The organism is Massilia sp. LXY-6, assembly GCF_051233485.1.
GTDB lineage: Bacteria > Pseudomonadota > Gammaproteobacteria > Burkholderiales > Burkholderiaceae_D > Telluria.
The window spans coordinates 41,510-59,054 of record NZ_JBKFGF010000031.1 but is presented as its reverse complement, the minus strand read 5'-3'; the positions used below and the strand labels follow the sequence as shown (position 1 = coordinate 59,054).

At 66.9% G+C, this 17,545-nt stretch carries 14 protein-coding genes; 8 read left to right on the top strand and 6 right to left on the bottom strand.

What is annotated here, in order from left to right; translation table 11 throughout:
• Positions 1 to 24 precede the first annotated feature (24 nt).
• Both gstA and ACI48D_RS15210 read left to right on the top strand, forming a co-directional pair.
• Positions 25 to 633 carry a glutathione transferase GstA gene (gene gstA, locus ACI48D_RS15215; RefSeq protein ID WP_435572072.1) on the top strand — a complete coding sequence of 203 codons (609 nt, stop codon included), beginning with the start codon at positions 25 to 27 and terminating at the stop codon, positions 631 to 633.
• Between the two features lie 82 nt (positions 634 to 715).
• On the top strand, positions 716 to 1,285 hold the full coding sequence (locus tag ACI48D_RS15210; protein ID WP_435572071.1) for a DUF1697 domain-containing protein: 570 nt from the start codon (positions 716 to 718) through the stop codon (positions 1,283 to 1,285).
• Between the two features lie 120 nt (positions 1,286 to 1,405).
• Here the strand turns inward: ACI48D_RS15210 and ACI48D_RS15205 are convergent, their stop codons facing one another.
• A complete protein-coding gene (locus ACI48D_RS15205) occupies positions 1,406 to 1,669 on the bottom strand; it encodes a hypothetical protein (RefSeq protein ID WP_435572070.1) in 264 nt (87 codons plus the stop codon).
• A gap of 515 nt (positions 1,670 to 2,184) precedes the next feature.
• On the opposite strand from ACI48D_RS15205, the gene ACI48D_RS15200 reads away from it, so the two are divergent.
• Complete coding sequence (locus tag ACI48D_RS15200) at positions 2,185 to 4,152, top strand: AAA family ATPase (RefSeq protein ID WP_435572069.1); 1,968 nt, start codon at positions 2,185 to 2,187, stop codon at positions 4,150 to 4,152.
• A 61-nt stretch (positions 4,153 to 4,213) separates the two neighbouring features.
• Here ACI48D_RS15200 and ACI48D_RS15195 read toward each other — a convergent pair whose 3' ends face one another.
• The 3 genes from ACI48D_RS15195 to ACI48D_RS15185 form a co-directional block, all read right to left on the bottom strand.
• Positions 4,214 to 6,292: an FUSC family protein gene (locus ACI48D_RS15195; protein WP_435572068.1), complete on the bottom strand. Its 2,079-nt coding sequence runs from the start codon at positions 6,290 to 6,292 to the stop codon at positions 4,214 to 4,216.
• Positions 6,293 to 6,386: 94 nt separating this feature from the next.
• On the bottom strand, positions 6,387 to 8,090 hold the full coding sequence (gene ybaL, locus ACI48D_RS15190) for a YbaL family putative K(+) efflux transporter (protein ID WP_435572067.1): 1,704 nt from the start codon (positions 8,088 to 8,090) through the stop codon (positions 6,387 to 6,389).
• A 92-nt stretch (positions 8,091 to 8,182) separates the two neighbouring features.
• On the bottom strand, positions 8,183 to 8,818 hold the full coding sequence (locus tag ACI48D_RS15185) for a TetR/AcrR family transcriptional regulator (RefSeq protein ID WP_435572066.1): 636 nt from the start codon (positions 8,816 to 8,818) through the stop codon (positions 8,183 to 8,185).
• A gap of 85 nt (positions 8,819 to 8,903) precedes the next feature.
• On the opposite strand from ACI48D_RS15185, the gene ACI48D_RS15180 reads away from it, so the two are divergent.
• From ACI48D_RS15180 to ACI48D_RS15165, 4 genes are read left to right on the top strand one after another with little or no spacing between them, the layout of a single operon-like run.
• Positions 8,904 to 10,085 (top strand): lipid-transfer protein, encoded by a 1,182-nt coding sequence (locus tag ACI48D_RS15180; protein WP_435572065.1) that lies wholly within the window; start codon positions 8,904 to 8,906, stop codon positions 10,083 to 10,085.
• Positions 10,086 to 10,097: 12 nt separating this feature from the next.
• Positions 10,098 to 11,270 (top strand): acyl-CoA dehydrogenase family protein, encoded by a 1,173-nt coding sequence (locus ACI48D_RS15175; RefSeq protein WP_435572064.1) that lies wholly within the window; start codon positions 10,098 to 10,100, stop codon positions 11,268 to 11,270.
• 23 nt (positions 11,271 to 11,293) lie between these two features.
• Complete coding sequence (locus ACI48D_RS15170; protein WP_435572063.1) at positions 11,294 to 12,445, top strand: CaiB/BaiF CoA transferase family protein; 1,152 nt, start codon at positions 11,294 to 11,296, stop codon at positions 12,443 to 12,445.
• A gap of 37 nt (positions 12,446 to 12,482) precedes the next feature.
• Complete coding sequence (locus ACI48D_RS15165) at positions 12,483 to 13,772, top strand: DUF445 domain-containing protein (protein WP_435572062.1); 1,290 nt, start codon at positions 12,483 to 12,485, stop codon at positions 13,770 to 13,772.
• Here ACI48D_RS15165 and ACI48D_RS15160 read toward each other — a convergent pair.
• Positions 13,769 to 15,829 (bottom strand): NAD(P)-binding protein, encoded by a 2,061-nt coding sequence (locus ACI48D_RS15160; RefSeq protein ID WP_435572061.1) that lies wholly within the window; start codon positions 15,827 to 15,829, stop codon positions 13,769 to 13,771. The genes ACI48D_RS15165 and ACI48D_RS15160 overlap by 4 nt on opposite strands.
• Positions 15,830 to 15,962: 133 nt before the next feature.
• Between ACI48D_RS15160 and ACI48D_RS15155 the strand changes: the two genes are divergently transcribed.
• Positions 15,963 to 16,277 (top strand): putative signal transducing protein, encoded by a 315-nt coding sequence (locus ACI48D_RS15155; RefSeq protein ID WP_435572060.1) that lies wholly within the window; start codon positions 15,963 to 15,965, stop codon positions 16,275 to 16,277.
• Between the two features lie 18 nt (positions 16,278 to 16,295).
• Here ACI48D_RS15155 and ACI48D_RS15150 read toward each other — a convergent pair whose 3' ends face one another.
• Positions 16,296 to 17,462: a mandelate racemase/muconate lactonizing enzyme family protein gene (locus tag ACI48D_RS15150; protein WP_435572059.1), complete on the bottom strand. Its 1,167-nt coding sequence runs from the start codon at positions 17,460 to 17,462 to the stop codon at positions 16,296 to 16,298.
• Positions 17,463 to 17,545: the final 83 nt, after the last annotated feature.

Genomic DNA, 17,545 nt, shown 5'->3' with positions numbered 1-17,545 from the left:
GAGCCCTTTTTTGATAGGACCACCATGAAACTGTATTTCAGCCCCGGCGCCTGCTCGCTGTCTCCCCACATCGCACTGCTCGAGGCAGGTCTGGATTTCACGCTGGAGCGCGTCGACGTGCGCGCCAAGCAGACCGCCAGCGGCCTCGATTTCCTCACCATCAATCCGAAGGGCTATGTACCCGCACTCGAGCTGAAGGACGGCGCCGTGCTGACCGAAGGCCCGGCCATCGTCCAGTTCATTGCCGACCTGGCCCCGGAGCGCCAGCTGGCGCCGGCCAACGGCAGCCTGGAGCGTTATCGCCTGATCGAGTGGCTGACCTTCATCTCGACCGAGCTGCACAAGAGCTTCAGCCCGCTGTTCCGCCCGACCTCGACCGAAGACATGAAGGAAGCGGCGCGCGCCCACCTGACGAACCGCCTGAACTGGCTGGCCGGCCAGCTGGAAGGCCGCGATTACCTGATGGGTTCGCAATTCACGGTGGCCGACGGCTACCTGTTCACGGTGCTGGGCTGGGCCAATTTCGTCCAGTTCGACCTGGGGCAATGGCCGGTGTTCGCCGCCTACACACAGCGCGTCGCCGCCCGTCCGGCGGTGCAGCAGGCGCTGCGCAACGAAGGCCTGCTCAAGTAAGAACCTGTCCCGCCTGCCGATCGGACCAGCTTTTAAGGCCGGCATAAGTGTGCTGCGCCATCCGCGGCGGCGCCAAGGTACCATGCGCGCCATGACAGGCAAACGCTACATCGCCCTGCTGAGGGGCGTGAATGTTGGACGCGCAAAACGTATCGCCATGGCCGACCTGCGCAAGCTGGTCGGCGACCTGGGCTATACCGAGGTGCGCAGTGTTCTCAACAGCGGCAATCTGGTCTTCAGCGGACCGGTGCGGCCGCAGGACCAGGTGGCCGGCGAGATCGAAGAAACCCTGGTGCTGAAACTGGGCGTGGCGGCACGCGTCCTGGTGCTCGACGCCGGCGAGCTCGCCTCCATCATCGCCGGCAATCCCTTGCTCGGCCAGGCGGGCGACCATTCGCGCCTGCTGGCCTTCATCCTTTCCGACCCGCATGCCCATCCGCAGGCGCGCGAGGCGCTCGAAGCCCTGTGCGGCCAGGACTGGCATCCCGGCGCCGCCGCGCTCGGCGGACGTGCGGCCTACGTCTGGTGCCCGGGCGGCATCCTCGACAGTGCTGCCGCCGCCGCACTCGGCAAGCAGCTGGGCGATACGACCACGTCGCGCAACTGGGCCACCTTGCTGAAGCTGCACGCGCTGTGCACCGAAGCGGCGTGAACGGCCACTTGTGAACCGGGCTTCCAGCACCATATAAAGAACCTGGGTATGATGTTCACGTACCCTTCAAACGACAACGGCGCCACCGGCGCCGTCGACTCTCCCGTCCTCCAGGCCAGTTTATTTCTCGAACTTTTCGCTACTGTCGCGGCTCGCGCGGTAGCCGATCAGAATCAGGCCCACCAGCATCATGGCAAATACTTCGGGTTCCGGCAGCTCGGACATGGAAGGCGAGGGCGGTGCTACCACTTCGGTACGCGCGGCCGCCGAAATATCGGCAAGGCGATGGGCGATGGCATGGGTTGTGTCGAGGTCGATGGCGGCGGCCTGGGCGGCGCTGCCGAAGAGCAGACTGAGTGTTGCGGCAAGAACGTATCGTTTCACGGTCATTCCTTCTAAATGTCTGGCGACAATACCGGCATGACCCGGCAATGCCCCTTCGACAACGCATCCGGGTATGAATTCAGCATAACAAAAATACAGTTTTAATTGCGCGCGTTACGTCTTGTTACCTGTTTCTTTATGAATAGAAAAAATGAATATTTTATAATTAATAGAATTGAAAATATTATCTCAGGAATACTTGTTTAATACGCAAATAAATGAGAAAACTTTGCGTTTTGTTTAGTTAACTTATTGAAATTGCAAAGAAAATTGGTATCAGTTTGATTACTTCTGTTGTGTTCTAAAGTTTTTTAAGCGCACGGTATACACCTCCCTTTTCTTTGGGGGTATAGTCTCCATATCCCTATTGCCCTCGGGCATCAAAACAATAGCAGACGCCTACGTTTGCATCCCATGCGGTCCCATGCACCGCCGCCTTTCGCGTCCACTCGGCACTTCGGAAGGCACGCAATATCAACGTCGTGAAGCACCTTCAGATTAAAGAGTACTGATATATGCCCAATTTTGCTCGACTTCAAATTGCCTTTAAGAATGTTTACGTCCGTATCGTGACTGCCGTATTATTAGGCATGCTGGTGGGCTGGGGCATTTACAAGGCCGACGTCCCGCAGGACCCATCCCCGGTCGTCCATTCGCAGAACATTTCCGAGATCACCGAGCTGGCCATGCAGAAGGACCGCCTGGACTATTTGCTGGTGGCCAATCCGCTGTCCGACACGCCGCGCTATATCTACAAGTTCAAGGGCGCGCCGCAGCTGCACGTGGTGAAGGTGCCGAGCACCTCCCACCTGTCGCTCGAGCGTGAAGTCCTGCTGAAGAACGCGATCCCGTATTCGATCGCCAAGGACGACTACCTGGCATCGCACAAGGCCGTGCTGCAGGACGAGAACGAAGGCTTCGGCACCGACGTCCTGTCCTTCCTGAAGCGCCACGCGCTCGACCTGACCGTGCTGCTGGTGATCCTGTACGCCGTGAAATTCGGCATCCCGGGCATGAACGGCAACGCCCAGCTGATCTCGCCGGACAAGCTGAAAGGCTCGATGGACGACCTGATCGGCATGGAAGACATCAAGCAGGAAGTCCTCCACCTGGAAGACATGATCCGCAACCGCGAGCTGTACAAAGAGCACAATATCGACAAGCCCTTCAACGTCATGCTGACCGGTCCTGCCGGCACCGGCAAGACCAAGCTGGTCGGTTACCTGGCCAAGCGCCTCGACATCCCGCTGATCCAGGCCTCGGGCTCGGCGCTGGAATCGGGCTACGTCGGCGGCGGCTCCAAGGCCCTGAACGCCCTGTACCGCAAGGCGGCAAGCCGCGGCCGCTGCATCATCTTCCTGGATGAAGCGCAGAGCCTGTTCATGCCGCGCGGCCGCAGCGAAAAGAAATGGGAAGACGATACCGCCAACACCCTGCTGGGCCTGCTGGACGGCGTAAAGAGCGACAAGGGCCAGGGCGTGATCTGGGTGGTCGCCTCGAACTTCGACGACGCCTCGACCGACATGGACGAAGCGATGCTGCGCCGCTTCTCGGTGAAGATCAACTTCCGCCTGCCGAACAAGGCCGAGCGCCGCGAACTGCTGCGCAGCTTCCTGTCGCGCAAGAAGGAAGGCCTGGTCGATTACCAGGACCTCGACCTGGACCAGGTGGCCGAGATCACCCAGAACCTCAGCCCGGCGCTGCTGGAATCCGTGGTCGAACGCGCATCGATGCTGTCGATCCAGGAAAAGGTCATCATCAACACCGACCTGCTGTTCCGTGCGTATGAGCGCGCGACCATCGGCCTGACCGACCGCGCCACCACCGCCGAGAAGCACAAGCAGCGCGAGCGCATCGCCGTGCACGAACTGGGCCACTTCTTCATGCAGATCGACCCCTTCCTGCGTGCCGGCATGAGCCTGGAGGAGGTGAAGGAAAAATCGCACCTGCTGAAGATCAGCACCGAAGCCGTGTCGAAGATCGGCGCCCTGGGTTACGTGCTGCAGTCGGGCGACGACATGTCGCTGCGCACCCTGGAAGAGCTGGAGCGCGACGTGATCGGCCTGTACGGCGGCGTCGCCGCGGAAGAGCTGTTCTACGGCGCCCGCGGCATCTCGGTCGGCAGCCAGAACGACATCGAGAAGATCACCAAGATGCTGAACCTGATGGTCGGCCGCCTCTCGATGTACTCGCGCGCCAAGATCGACTACAGCCAGTTGCAGAACGACGCCTCCGGCGAGCACACCCTGCGCCAGGTCGAGGAAAAGTCCGATGAGCTGTACAGCTACACGCTGGATGCGATCCGCGACTACGAGAAGGTGATCCTCGCCATCAAGGAAACCCTGCTCGACCAGTACGTGCTGTCCAAGGATGCCGTGTTCGCCCTGCTCGAAGAGCACAAGGAGGCCTTGCTGTCCGGCCTCAAGCTGCAGCGCCACGCCAGCCTGAAGCTGTGCACGGAAACCGACGAAGCGGTGGCTTGATGTAAAGAGCGACCGGAAGTGATGGATGAGGCGGCGGACAGCGATGTCCGCCGCTTTTTTTTCAGGGCTTGCCGGGGGCCTGCAGCTCGGCGCGGACTGCGCGCAGGGCTTGGTCCGTCTCCACCAGCCAGCGCGCGGCCAGCTGAAACGGGATGGCGTCGGCATCGGCCCGTTTCTCCTCGGGCAGCACGAGCGCGGGCAGGGCTTCCTGCGGCTGCGTGCGCCGCTCCGGCGACGCCAGCAGGCCGGCCGTGCCATCGAGGCGGGACGCCAGTACGCCGGCCGCCTCGCGCAGCGGGTCCGATTGCGCGAGCCGGGGCGCATGGTGCATCGCCAGCGCGCAGCCATGCCGCACGCAGTAGGCGAGGCGCGCCAGCCGTGCCAGGTGCTGGCGGCGGTTTTGCTTCGAGCCCGGATAGTCGGTCCCGGTGACCGGGCCGAGCGCCTGGCGCAGCGCCTGGACTGCCCGGTCCAGCTCGCGCATCGCCGCATGCTGGGCCGCGGCTTGCCGATTGGTCCATACCGCGCGCAGCAAGCCGGCCGCCGCCCGCAGCAGTCCGGCGCTCTTGCTGCCGGATTCGTCGCGGGTGTGGGCCGGCAGGACCAGCCGGGCGCTGAGGACGGCGCTGAGCGCGCCGATCGCGGTTTCTTCAAGCCTGAGCAGCAGCAGGCCCGGGCTGTTCATGCCCATCAATTCGTACAGCATGGCCAGCATGGCGCTCAGCAGCACCGTGTAGGCGTTCTGCATGCCGTGGAAGGCGTAGAAGCCCGCCGCGATGAAGACGAACAGCAGCGACAGCTCGATGCCGCGGTGGCCGTGCACCAGTTCCGCCGCCGCGATGCCCACGCAGACGCCGGCGACCGTGGCCAGGATTTGCCGCCATGCGCCCGACAGGGTCTGCCCGACCGTCGCCGTGCGCGCGAACACCACGAAGGATGCGAACACCGCCCAGAACCAGTGATCCGGCGACAGCGCCCGTCCCGCCAGCAGGGCGGCCAGCGCGGCGGCGCATGCCTGCAGCGCGCGCCGGGTGGTGTCGTCGTCCCACCAGGCTCTGTTCCCGGCGCCGGCGGAGGCGGGGATGGGCAGCGGCTGGCGCTCGTCGCGCATGGCCGGCGAAGGCTGGCGCAACGAGGGCAGCCGGGCCAGCGTATCCAGGGCCCGGCGCAGCCGCCAGCGCAGCGCTTCCGGCAGTACCCCGGCGGCGGGCGCGTAGCGCGCGCTCCAGGCGGCGGAATCGATCGCGCGGCCGTGGCCGACCTCCTCCGCCAGCGCGCGCAGGCCGGCCGCGAGACGGCGCCGCTCGCGGTCGCCGCTCCCGCCGGCCGCGCGCACCGCCGCGGCGACGGCTTCCGCCGCCAGCTCGCCGTGCAGGACTTCCGCGCGCAGGGCGGCGGTATCCGCGCCGTCGGGATCCCGAGCGAATCCGGCGAGGCGCGATTCGAGGCCGAGCGACTGTCCGTTCAGGGCGGCCAGGTGGGCATCGACCCGCTTGCCGGCCGCCTCGCCGCCGGCCTTGCCACCATCGTCCAGCCGGCGCGCCAGGTCGTGCAGCAGCGCGGCGATGCGGGCGCGCCAGGCGCGCAGCTCGTTGCGCAGCATCCGGCCGGGGTGCTCCGGCACCAGCCAGAAACGGATGCCGAAGGCGATGGCGCAGCCGGCGAACACGAACAGCGGATCCCAGTACGCTTTCGAGGCTGGGACCTTCAGCAGCAGCGCATAGAAAAAGGATTGGTAGGCGATCGTGCCGAGACCGCCGGCGCGGGGGCCGAAGCGGCGCACTTCGAAGGCCACGAAGATGATCAGGAGGAAGCAGCCGCCGCTCAGCCATGGATTGCCGCCCACCAGGCTGCCGAGCACCAGCATTGCGCTGGCGACCACCGGCACCCAGGCCATCGTCACCTGCTGCTGGCGGCGGCCGGCATCCGGCAGGGCGACGGCGGCGATCATCGGCACCACGATACCGCCCAGGGACAGTTCGAATTTCAGGCCCAGACGGCGGGTCAGGAGCAGGAACAGGCCGGCGGCGATGCCGGCGGTCAGGACCCCGCGCAGGCTGCCGCGCAGCCGCTCCAGCGCGGGGTCGGAGGCGACCAGGCGGTCGATCAGGTAGGCGAGGCGGTGGCGGTCATGGTGCATGTCGAATCCGGGCATCCCGGCAGTGGCCGAGCGGCCACTGTACAAGACGGCAAGAATCGGCCACGCACGCCTGATCCCGCCGGGGCCGGCGGGTTCAATGCGCCGTGGGCGCTGCCGCCAGTCCATTCAGCACATGGTCCGTCATGCTCCTGGCCAGCTCGCGCTCGCCGACGAACACGGTGCCGCCGGTCTCTTCGCGCAGCAGGCGCGCCTCTTCCTCGCTGTGGGTCCGCACCACGCAGCGGATGTCAGGGTTCAGCGCCTTGGCCGTCTTGATCATGGCGCGCACGTGGAAGGTATCGGGCGTGGCGATGACCAGCATCGAGGCACGGGCGATGTGGGCCTGGATCAGCACCGCCGGATCGGCCGCGTTGCCGGCCACCGCCGGCTGGTCGTGGCGCCGCAGTTCCTCGACCATCTCGCGGTTCTGCTCCGCCACCACGTAGTGCACGCCCTCGCGGCTCAGTTCTTCGGCAATGCGCCTGCCCACGCGGCCGTAGCCGACCAGCACCACCTGGCCGGTCAGGCGCTCGTGCGTGACCGTCGTCGGCAGCTCGGCCAGCGGGTCGGCCGAACGCTCCAGCTTGCGCGCCAGGTCGGACTTCGAGCGCAGCCACTCCTGCAGCGGGTTGATCGCCTTGAACATCAGCGGGTTCACCGCGATCGAGATGATGGCGCCGGCCAGGATCAGGTTCTGGCCGAGCTCGGGCAGCAGGCCCAGCGACATGCCCAGCGCCGCCAGGATGAAGGAGAACTCGCCAATCTGGGCCAGGCTGGCCGAGACCGTGATCGCCGTGTTGAGCGGATAGCGCAGCGCCAGCACCAGGATGAAGGCCGCCAGCGATTTGCCGAACAGGACGATGGCGACCACCGCCAGCACCTCGATCGGATGTTCGACCAGCACGCGCGGATCGAACAGCATGCCGACCGAGACGAAGAACAGCACCGAGAACGCGTCGCGCAGCGGCAGGGTTTCCTCGGCCGCGCGGTGGCTCAGCGCCGACTCGCGCAGGACCATGCCGGCGAAGAAGGCGCCCAGCGCGAACGAGACGCCGAACAGTTCCGACGAGCCGTAGGCGATGCCGACCGCCGCCGTGATCACGGACAGCGTGAACAGCTCGCGCGAGCCGGTCTTGGCGACGCGCCACAGGAACCAGGGGAACAATTTGCGGCCCACCACCAGCATGAAGGCGATGAAGGCGCCCACCAACAGCAGGGTCTTGCCGAGCGCGAGCCACAGCGAACCGCCGGCGGCGTCGCCGGCGTTGCCGCCCAGCGGACCGGCCAGCGCCGGCAGCAGCACCAGCATCAGCACCGTGACCAGGTCCTCGACCACCAGCCAGCCGACCGCGATGCGGCCGTTGAAGGAATCGAGCTGGCCGCGGTCTTCCAGCGCCCGCAACAGCACCACCGTGCTGGCCACCGACAGCGCCAGGCCGAACACCAGGCCCGCGCCCAGTCCCCATCCCCACAGATGGCTCACGCCCATGCCCATCAGGGTTGCCACCGTGATCTGCAGCACCGCGCCGGGCAGGGCGATGCCCTTCACTTCCATTAGGTCGTCGAGCGAGAAGTGAAGGCCGACCCCGAACATCAGCAGCATCACGCCAATCTCGGCCAGCTGGGACGCGAGCGCAACGTCGGCGACGAAGCCGGGCGTGGCGGGGCCGATCAGGACGCCGGCGGCAAGATAGCCGACCAGGGCCGGCAGGCGCATGCGGACGGCGAGCATGCCGAACAGCAAGCCGGACCCGAGGGCGGCGGCAATGGTGGTGATCAGACTGATGTTGTGGGGCATGCGGACGTGGCCTCCTTGTAAAGAAAAACCGGTCCAGTATAAGCGACATCGCGTAGGGGAGGCCCGGCCGGCGTGGGCACGTGGTGCCCACCCTACGGCATGGTCGCCAGCGCCAGCAAGGCCTTGCGCAGCGACGCCCGCACCGCGTCGAACTGCGCGCGCCGCCGGCGCTTGTCGAGCCGGAACAGCATCAGACCCTCGATCTGGGCCACCATCAGGATCGCGCGCTGCATGGTTTCCTCGTCGGAGATGGCCGGGTTCAGGCCGCGGATCAGGTTGTAGACAGTCTTGCGCTCGCGCCCCAGCATCTTGTCCATCAGGGTCGAGGCGAAGGGATTGCGCGAAGCCAGCGCCCAGATCTCGAAGAACAGGGCGTGGATGACCGGATCGGTGATCTCTTCCAGGAACATGTCGACCGTCGACAGGAAACGCTCCAGCTGCGAGCGCTCGCGCATGGCGGCGGCGATGCCGTCCATGCGGGCCTGGAACGCGTCCATGGTGGTCAGCAGCAGCGCTTCCAGCAGCTGGTCCTTGCTGCCGTAATAGTGCTGCACGTTCGACAGGCTCATGCCCGCGGCCTGCGCCACCCGGCGCATCGACAGCCCGGCATAGCCCTCGGCGGCGAGCAGGCCGCGCGCCGCCAGCAGGATGTCCTGCGCCCGGCCCAGTCCCTTTTCGGTGGTGCCCGAGACCTTGTTCCTGAGCGTGCTGTCGAGTGTCGTCGCCATGTGCCGATTATACTTTATCGACTAGTACACTTGACCTATAATTGTCCGAAAACCAGGTCGCGTGACCGGAAAAAAGGAGACATCGATGAGCCAGAAAGTATTCGTCACCGGCGTGGGCATGATCCCCTTCGCCAAGCCGGGCGCGAGCGCCCCTTACCACGAGATGGGAGCGCTGGCCGCGCGCGCCGCGCTGGAGGATGCCGGCATCGCCTACGAGGATGTCGAGCAGGCCTACGTCGGCTACGTCTACGGCGATTCGACCTGCGGCCAGAAGGCGCTGTATGGCGTCGGCATGACCGGCATCCCGATCGTCAACGTCAACAACAACTGCTCGACCGGTTCCACCGCGCTGTACCTGGCGCGGCAGGCCGTGCAGAGCGGCGCCGCCGATTGTGTGCTGGTGCTGGGCTTCGAGCAGATGAGCCCCGGCGCGCTGGCGTCCGTGTTTACCGACCGCGCGGCGCCCTTCGACGACTTCGACGCCGTCACCGACCGCCTGGTGGGCCGTGCCGAGATCCCGCTGGCGCTGCGCTATTTCGGCGGTGCCGGGCTGGCGCATATGGAAAAATACGGCACCCCGCTGGAGGCGTTCGCCCGCATCCGCGCCAAGGCCAGCCGCCATGCCGTCAACAACCCGCTGGCCCTGTTCCGCAAGGAGGTCAGCGCGCAGGACGTGCTCGACGCGCCCGAGATCTGGCCCGGCGTGATGACCCGCCTGATGGCCTGCCCGCCGACCTGCGGCGCGGCCGCCGCGGTGCTGGTTTCGGAAAGCTTCGCGAAAAAGCACGGCCTGCGCGCCGACGTCCATATCGCGGCCCAAGCGATGACCACCGACCGCCCCAGCACCTTCGATGCGGACGACATGATGCGCCTGGTCGGCTACGACATGAGCCGCGAAGCGGCGCAGAAGGTCTACGCCCAGGCCGGCATCGGCCCCGACGACCTCGACGTGGTCGAGCTGCACGACTGCTTCGCCCACAACGAACTGATCACCTACGAAGCCCTCGGCCTGTGCCCCGAAGGCGGCGCCGACAAATTCATCCGGGATGGCGACAACACCTACGGCGGCCAGGTGGTGACGAATCCGTCCGGCGGGCTCCTCTCGAAGGGCCACCCGCTGGGCGCGACCGGCCTGGCGCAGTGCTTCGAGCTGACCCAACAGCTGCGCGGCAGCGCCGGCGCGCGCCAGGTCGAGGGCGCGAAGGTCGCGCTGCAGCACAACCTGGGGCTGGGCGGCGCCTGTGTCGTCACCATGTACCGCGCGTAAAAGGGAGCGAGCATGGACTACGTTTCTCCCTGGATGGACGCGGAACTCGACGGCTTTCGCTCGGCCGTGCGCCGCTTCGTCGACCATGAGATCGTTCCGCACCAGCAGCACTGGCGCGAGCAGCAGCACGTCGACCGCGAGGTCTGGCGCAAGGCCGGCGAGATGGGCCTGCTGCTGGCCGACGTCCCCGACGAATACGGTGGCTCGGGCGGCAGCTTTGCCCACCAGTGCGTGGTGTTCGAGGAGCTGTGCTACGCCGGCGACACCGCCTTCGGCCTGCACGTGCACGCCATCGTCGCCCATTACCTGCTGAACCAGGGCACCGAGGAGCAGAAGCGCGCCTATCTGCCGAAGCTGGCCAGCGGCGAGCTGATCGCGGCGATCGCCATGTCGGAGCCGGGCGCCGGCTCCGACCTGAAGGGCATCCGCACCACGGCCACCCGGAGCGGCGACGGCTATCGCCTGAACGGTTCGAAGACCTTCATCTCGAACGGCTACATGGCCGACCTGATCCTGGTGGTCGCGAAGACCGATCCGGCCGCTGGAAGCCGCGGCATCTCGCTGATGCTGGTCGAAACCCGAGACCAATCGGGCTCCAACTGCGCCGGCGCGAACGTGGCCGGCTTTCGCGTCGGCCGCATCCTGGAAAAGGTCGGGCAGAAGGGCCAGGACACCTGCGAGCTGTTCTTCGACGACGTACACGTGCCGCTGGAGAACGTGCTGGGCGGGGATGAAGGGCGCGGCTTCGCCCAGCTGATGACGGAGTTGCCCTACGAGCGCAGCATCGTCGGCGTATGCGGCGTGGCCTCGATCGAGCGCGCGATCGAACTCACGGTCGCGCATGCGAAGGAGCGCAAGGCCTTCGGCCAGGCCCTGATCGAGATGCAGAACACCCGCTTCGTGCTGGCCGAGGCCAGGACCGAGGCGTTCGTGGCGCGCGTGTTCGTCGACCGCTGCATCCAGGATGTGATCGCCGGCCGCATGGACACCGTGCAGGCCTCGATGGCCAAGTACTGGATCACCGACCTGCAGTGCAAGATCGTCGACCAGTGCGTGCAGCTGTTCGGCGGCTACGGCTACATGCTGGAGTACCCGATCGCGCAGATGTATCTCGACGCCCGCGTGCAGCGCATCTACGGCGGCGCCAACGAGATCATGAAAGAAATCATTGCCCGTTCGCTGTAGGGCAGGTTCGAATAGAGGGAGCTATGCCAGGACCGTTAGCAGGATTGAAGGTAATAGAGATGGTCGGCATCGGCCCGTGCCCGTTCGCGGCGATGATGCTGGCCGACATGGGCGCGGACGTGATCCGCATCGACCGCAAGCCCGACCCCGATGCTTTGACCCCGTATCCGATGCTGGGCACGAAGTTCGACGTGATGGCGCGCGGGCGGCGCTCGCTGGCGCTGGATTTGAAGGACCCGCGTGCGCGCCAGCTGGTGCTCGACCTGGTGGCGAAGGCCGACGTGCTGGTCGAAGGCTTCCGCCCCGGCGTGATGGAGCGGCTGGGGCTCGGCCCCGATTCCTGCCTGGACCGCAACCCGCGGCTGGTCTACGGCCGCGTGACCGGCTGGGGCCAGACCGGGCCGCTGGCGCAGGCGGCCGGGCACGACCTGAACTACGTGGCGCTGTCCGGCATGCTGCACGCGATGGGCAGGGCAGGCAGTCCGCCGGCGCCGCCGCTGAACCTGGTCGGCGACTTCGGCGGCGGCGCCATGATGCTGGCCTTCGGCGTGATGTGCGCCGCCTGGGAGGCGAAGAGCTCGGGCAAGGGCCAGGTGGTCGATGCCGCCATGACGGACGGCGCCGCGCTGCTGGGCGCAATGATGTACGGTCTGCGCGCCTTCGGTTCCTGGAGCGATGAGCGGGAAGCCAACCTGATCGACGGCGGCGCGCCGTTCTACGACTGCTACGCCTGCGCGGACGGCAAATTCATCTCGATCGGCGCCATCGAGCCGCAGTTCTATGCCCAGCTGCTGGCGCTGACCGGGGTCGACGACCCGCAGTTCGGCAAGCAGTGGCGCCAGGCCGACTGGCCGGAGCTGAAGCGCAAGTTCGCCGACCTGTTCGCCACCCGCACGCGGGCCGAATGGTGCGTGCTGCTGGAGGGAACCGACGTCTGCTTCGCGCCCGTGCTCGACATGGCGGAGGCGCCGCGCCACCCGCACAACGCGGCGCGCGGCACCTTCGTCGAGCGCGACGGCGTAACCCAGCCGGCGCCGGCGCCGCGCTTCTCGCGCACCGAAGCCGAGCTCGGCCCGTCGGCGTCGAAGCCCGGCCAGGACGGCGCCGCGGTGCTGGGGGAGTGGGGCTGGAGCGCGTCCGGCGTGGAAGCCCTGCGGCGCGCCGGCGTCGTCTAGGCTGGGTTAGCATGGCCTTGTAATCTCAGCCATGGCCATGAGCAGCAAGGACGACACCACCATCAAGGACAAGCAGGAAGAACTGCGCCAGTCGAAGCGGCTGGCGCTGTGCTTCCTCGCCGGCGCGGCCGTGCTGTTCGTGGTGTCGCTGTTCCTTCCTCAAAACTGGTGGACCGGCCTGCTGAAAGCCTTCGCCGAGGCCGCGATGGTGGGCGCGCTGGCGGACTGGTTCGCGGTCGCCGCGCTGTTCCGGCGCATTCCGATTCCCTTCGTCTCGCGCCACACCGAGATCATCCCCGCCAACAAGCACCGGATCGCCGACAACCTGGCGGCCTTCGTGCACGAGAAATTCCTCGACACCGATTCGATCGTGCGCCTGATCCAGCGCCACGATCCGGCGCAAAAGGTGGCCGACTGGCTGGTCCAGCCCGACAATACCGAACGCCTGGGCCGCTACCTGGTCAAGACGGCCGCTTGGGCGCTCGACTTCATCGAGGACGCGGCGGTGCAGAACTTCGTGCGGCGCGCCGTGCACGGCATGATCCAGGGCGTCGACCTGTCGAAGACCGCCGGCACGATCCTCGAAAGCGTGACGCGCGACGGCCGCCACCAGGAGCTGCTGGACGAGGGCATCGTCCAATTGGCGAAATTGCTTGCCAACGAGGAAACCCAGGCCTTCATCGCCCAGGGCATCGTCGACTGGCTGCGCGAAGAATATGCCTTCATAGAGCGCATGCTGCCCTCGGAACTGATCGGCAGGAAGGGGGCGGACATCACGGTCAAGCTGGCCGCCGGCATCCTGAAGCGCGTCAGCGAAGACCCGCAGCACCCGCTGCGCCAGCGCTTCGATGCCTTCACCGCCGACTTCATCGCGCGCCTGCAGGACGATCCGGCCTTCCTGGAAAAGGGCGAGGACATCAAGCGCTACCTGATCGGCGACGAGACCCTGAACGGCTACCTCGGCGCGCTGTGGGGCGACCTGAAAACCTGGATCAAGGCCGATCTGGACAAGGAAGACTCGGTCTTGCGGCGGCGCCTGGAAGCGACCGGGGCCTGGGTCGGACGCACGCTGGCCGAGGACCCGGCCTTGCGCGCTTCTCTCAACGATAACCTGGAGCTGGCAGCGCGCGGCGCGGCGCCCGAGTTCGCGGGCTTCCTGACGCGCCACATCGCCGATACGGTCAAGAACTGGGACAGCCGCGAGATGTCGGAGCAGATCGAACTCAACATCGGCAAGGACCTGCAGTACATCCGCATCAACGGCACCGTGGTCGGCGGCCTGATCGGCGTCGCGCTGTACTTCTTGTCGACACTGCCATTCATCTAGCCGGCATCGCTGTCGCCGAGGATCTCTTCCGGATAGCCGCCGATCGCGCGCGCCGCCTGCATGCCGCCCATCACCGCGGCCTCGACACAGCCGGAATCGAGCCCGGTGCGCAGCCAGTCGCCGGCCAGGAACAGGTTCGGCAGGCTGGTGCCATCGCTGGCCAGGCGCGACGCACCGCTGCCGGCCACCGACAGCACATAGCGTTCCGACGGGTCGACGTTCGCGCGCCAGTACTGGCGGTCCATGCGTGCCGGTCCCGCGGCGCCGAGCGGATCGACCAGCCACTGCCAGGGAAACGCACTGCCCACTTCCTTCCACAGGGCGCCTATGCGCTTGTCCAGCAGTTCGACGGCGTTGGCCTTCGCCTGCGCCGCCGCGCGCGCGGGAAAGCCGTTGTCGGCGCGCGGCGGCAGCTCGGACAGCGCCATCGCCCCGCAAAAATACTGCACGCTGTGCGGCATCGAGGCCGGCGGCCAGTCCTCGCCGGGCAGCACCTGGCTCATCGCGGCCCAGGTGTCGTAAGGCTGGCTGAAGCCGGTCAGGATCGGCTCCTCGCCGTCCGGCAGGTAAGTCCAGCCGAGCGCCTGCGTGCTGCGCTCAAACCAGACCTGGCAGGCCTGGGTGACGACGCTGCGCAGCGCCGCGGCAGTCGATGCGAGCGCCGGGCTGGCGGCCAGTAGGCCGGGCGCCACCAGCGGCAGCGTGCCGACCGGCAGTCCCAGCACCACCTGGTCGAAGTCGCGGCCGCGCAGCAGCACGCGTTGCGGGAGGTCGCGGCCGAAGGCTTGCCGGTACAGCGCCGGCCAGTCGCTCCACCACGATTCCAGGTCGACCGCGTGCTCCTGCAGCAGGGCCGCCTGGTCCGGCGCGATCTGGCCGTAGTCGGGCGCGCTCGGCCAGCAGGGCAGGCCCTTGACCGTCACCAACGGTCGGTAGTCGCCGCCGGGAATATCGGCCTGGACCGCCATGCGCACCGTGCCGACACCGTCCGCATCGGCCGCGATCTCCTCGACGCGGTGGAAGAAGGCGAAGCGCACGCCGCGCCGCGCCAGTACGTCGTACAGCGGCGCGAACACGGCGTCGCCCATGCCGGCCTGCATCCGGTACATCAGCGCGCCGCGGTAGGCAAACGACATCCTGAATATCCAGCGCAGCGCCACGCCGGCCTCCAGGTTGGGCCGGCCAGGGTCGCCGTCCTCGAAGGCGAACAGCTGGGCATACATGGCGCGTACCGGCGCCGAGTCCACGCACAGCGCCGGATCGCCGCCATGACGCAGCAGCCAGGCGCGCAGGTCTTCTCTGTTGATGACGTCGAAGCCGCGCGCGAACACGCCGTCGGCCAGCATCCCGCGCAGCACGGTGGTGCCGATGGCCAGCCCGACCAGCATGCGGCGCGTATGGTCGTCGTCGATGAGGGCGAGTGACAGCGCCCACACATCGCGGTCGGCGCGGCGCAGCGCCTCCAGCAGACGCGCCCGGTCGGCGTCGCCGTGCAGGCGCGCGTCAAGCGGCAGCGCGGCCGCCAGCGCCTGCAGCCCGCCGAACGGATCGTCATCCTCGGCCGCGACGGGCGCCAGCGCACGCAGCTCGCTGTGCCAGCGACGCAACCAGGCGAGCGCTTCCAGTGCCATCCGCCACGGCGCGACGGAATCGCTGCCGGTGCCCGGTTCGCCCGGGCGGCGCGGCAGCACCAGGTTCCATGGCCGCCAGCCGGTGCCCACCTGCTCGGCCAGTACGATGTAGTCGTGCGGCCGGAAGGCCTGGTCCCAGGCGGCCAGGGACGCGCCGGGCGGACGTCCGAGCTCGTCGTAGACCGCGCGGAGCATCGCGAAGGCGTTGGCATAAAAGCCGAACCAGATGTGCAGGCCGTGTTCCTCGATGCGCTGACCGAGCAGGGTATCGCGCCCGCTCGCACCCTTGCCGCCGAGGCGCCAGCCCTGCTGGTAGACTGTGATCTCGTAGCGCTCGCGCCATCCGGGCCGGGCGCTCAGGTAGAACGCCGCGGCGAGCGAACCGGCGCCGCCGCCGAGCACGGCGATTTTCTGCAACTGGGCCATTGTTACCTCCATGGGTGGTCGATCACGGTCCAGTGTAGGGGGGCGCACGGCTCCGGTGTTCACCTGGATCAGAGATAGGCCCCGGTGTAAGATGGCCGCAGAGCTGTCCGATCCGTTTGCCAAAGGGGGATGTATGACACCAGCATCGCATGCCGTACTGGCCGGCGCACCCGAAGCGGAGCTCTTGCCCGGACGTGACCTGTTCGAGGTGGCCCGCTACCTGATCCCGTTGGAAGCCAGCCTGGTGCAAGGCTGCCTGGTTGCCTCCGGCATCCCGGCGGTGCTGGCCGACGCCCACCTGATGCAGACCGACCTTTTGCTGGCGCCGGCCCTTGGCGGCGTGCGCATCCTGGTGCCGCACGCGCACCTGCAGGAAGCGCAGGCGGTGCTGGAAGCCTTCCAGCGCGGCGAGTTCGCGCTGGGGGAGGATGCCGACGTCGGGGAATGACGCCGGCCGATACCAGGCTCAGGCCGACAGTTTCTGCATCTCGCGGTACAGGTCCGCCTTACCCTCGAAGCCGATGCCCGGCAGGTCCGGCATGGTGACGTAGCCATTCTCGACCTTCACGCCGTCCGGGAAGCCGCCAAAGGGCTGGAACAGGTCCGGATAGGACTCGTTGCCGCCCAGGCCCAGGCCGGCCGCGATGTTCAGCGACATCTGGTGGCCGCCGTGCGGGATGCAGCGGCTGCGCGACCAGCCGTGCTGGTGCAGCATGTCGAGGGTGCGCAGGTATTCGACCAGGCCGTACGACAGGGCGCAGTCGAACTGCAGCCAGTCGCGGTCCGGGCGCATGCCGCCGTAGCGGATCAGATTGCGCGCGTCCTGCATCGAGAACAGGTTCTCGCCGGTCGCCATCGGCTTGTCGTAGTAATTGCGCAGGGTCGCCTGCAGCTCGAAGTCGAGCGGATCGCCGGCTTCCTCGTACCAGAACAGGTCGTACTGCGACAGCGCCTTCGCATACTGGATCGCGGTGTCGAGGTCGAAGCGGCCGTTGGCGTCCACCGCCAGCTTCTGGCCGTCCTTCAGCACCGACAGGATCGAGTCGATGCGGCGCAGGTCTTCATCCAGCGAGGCGCCGCCGATCTTCTTCTTGACCACGGTGTAGCCGCGGTCGATGTAGCTGCGCATCTCGTCCTTCAGCTTTTCATGATCCTGGCCCGGATGGTAGTAGCCGCCGGCCGCGTATACGAACACCTTGCGGTCGGGCTGGCCGTTGCCGTAGCGCTCGGCCAGCAGCTGGAACAGGGGCTTGCCTTCGATCTTGGCGACCGCGTCCCACACCGCCATGTCGATCGTGCCGATCGCCACCGAGCGCTCGCCGTGGCCGCCCGGCTTCTCGTTGGTGAACATCGCGTCCCAGATCTTGTGCGGATCGAGGTTGTCGCCCTTGTCGTTGGTCAGCGAGCCTGGCTCGGCTTCCAGGATGCGCGGGATGAAGCGCTCGCGCATCAGCTTGCCCTGGCCGTAGCGGCCGTTCGAATTGAAGCCGTAGCCGACCACCGGCTTGCCGTCGCGGATCACGTCGGTGATCACCGCTACCAGGCTCAGCGTCATCTTGCTGAAATCGATGTAGGCGTTGCGGATGGAAGAGCTGATGGGGAGGGTCTGTTCGCGGATCTCGACGATTCTCATGGTGGGGTCCTGCATGGGTAATGGAGCCGATAGCTTAGTCCCCGCCGCCTTGCCTATAATGTCGCAGGGATGAATTGATTATT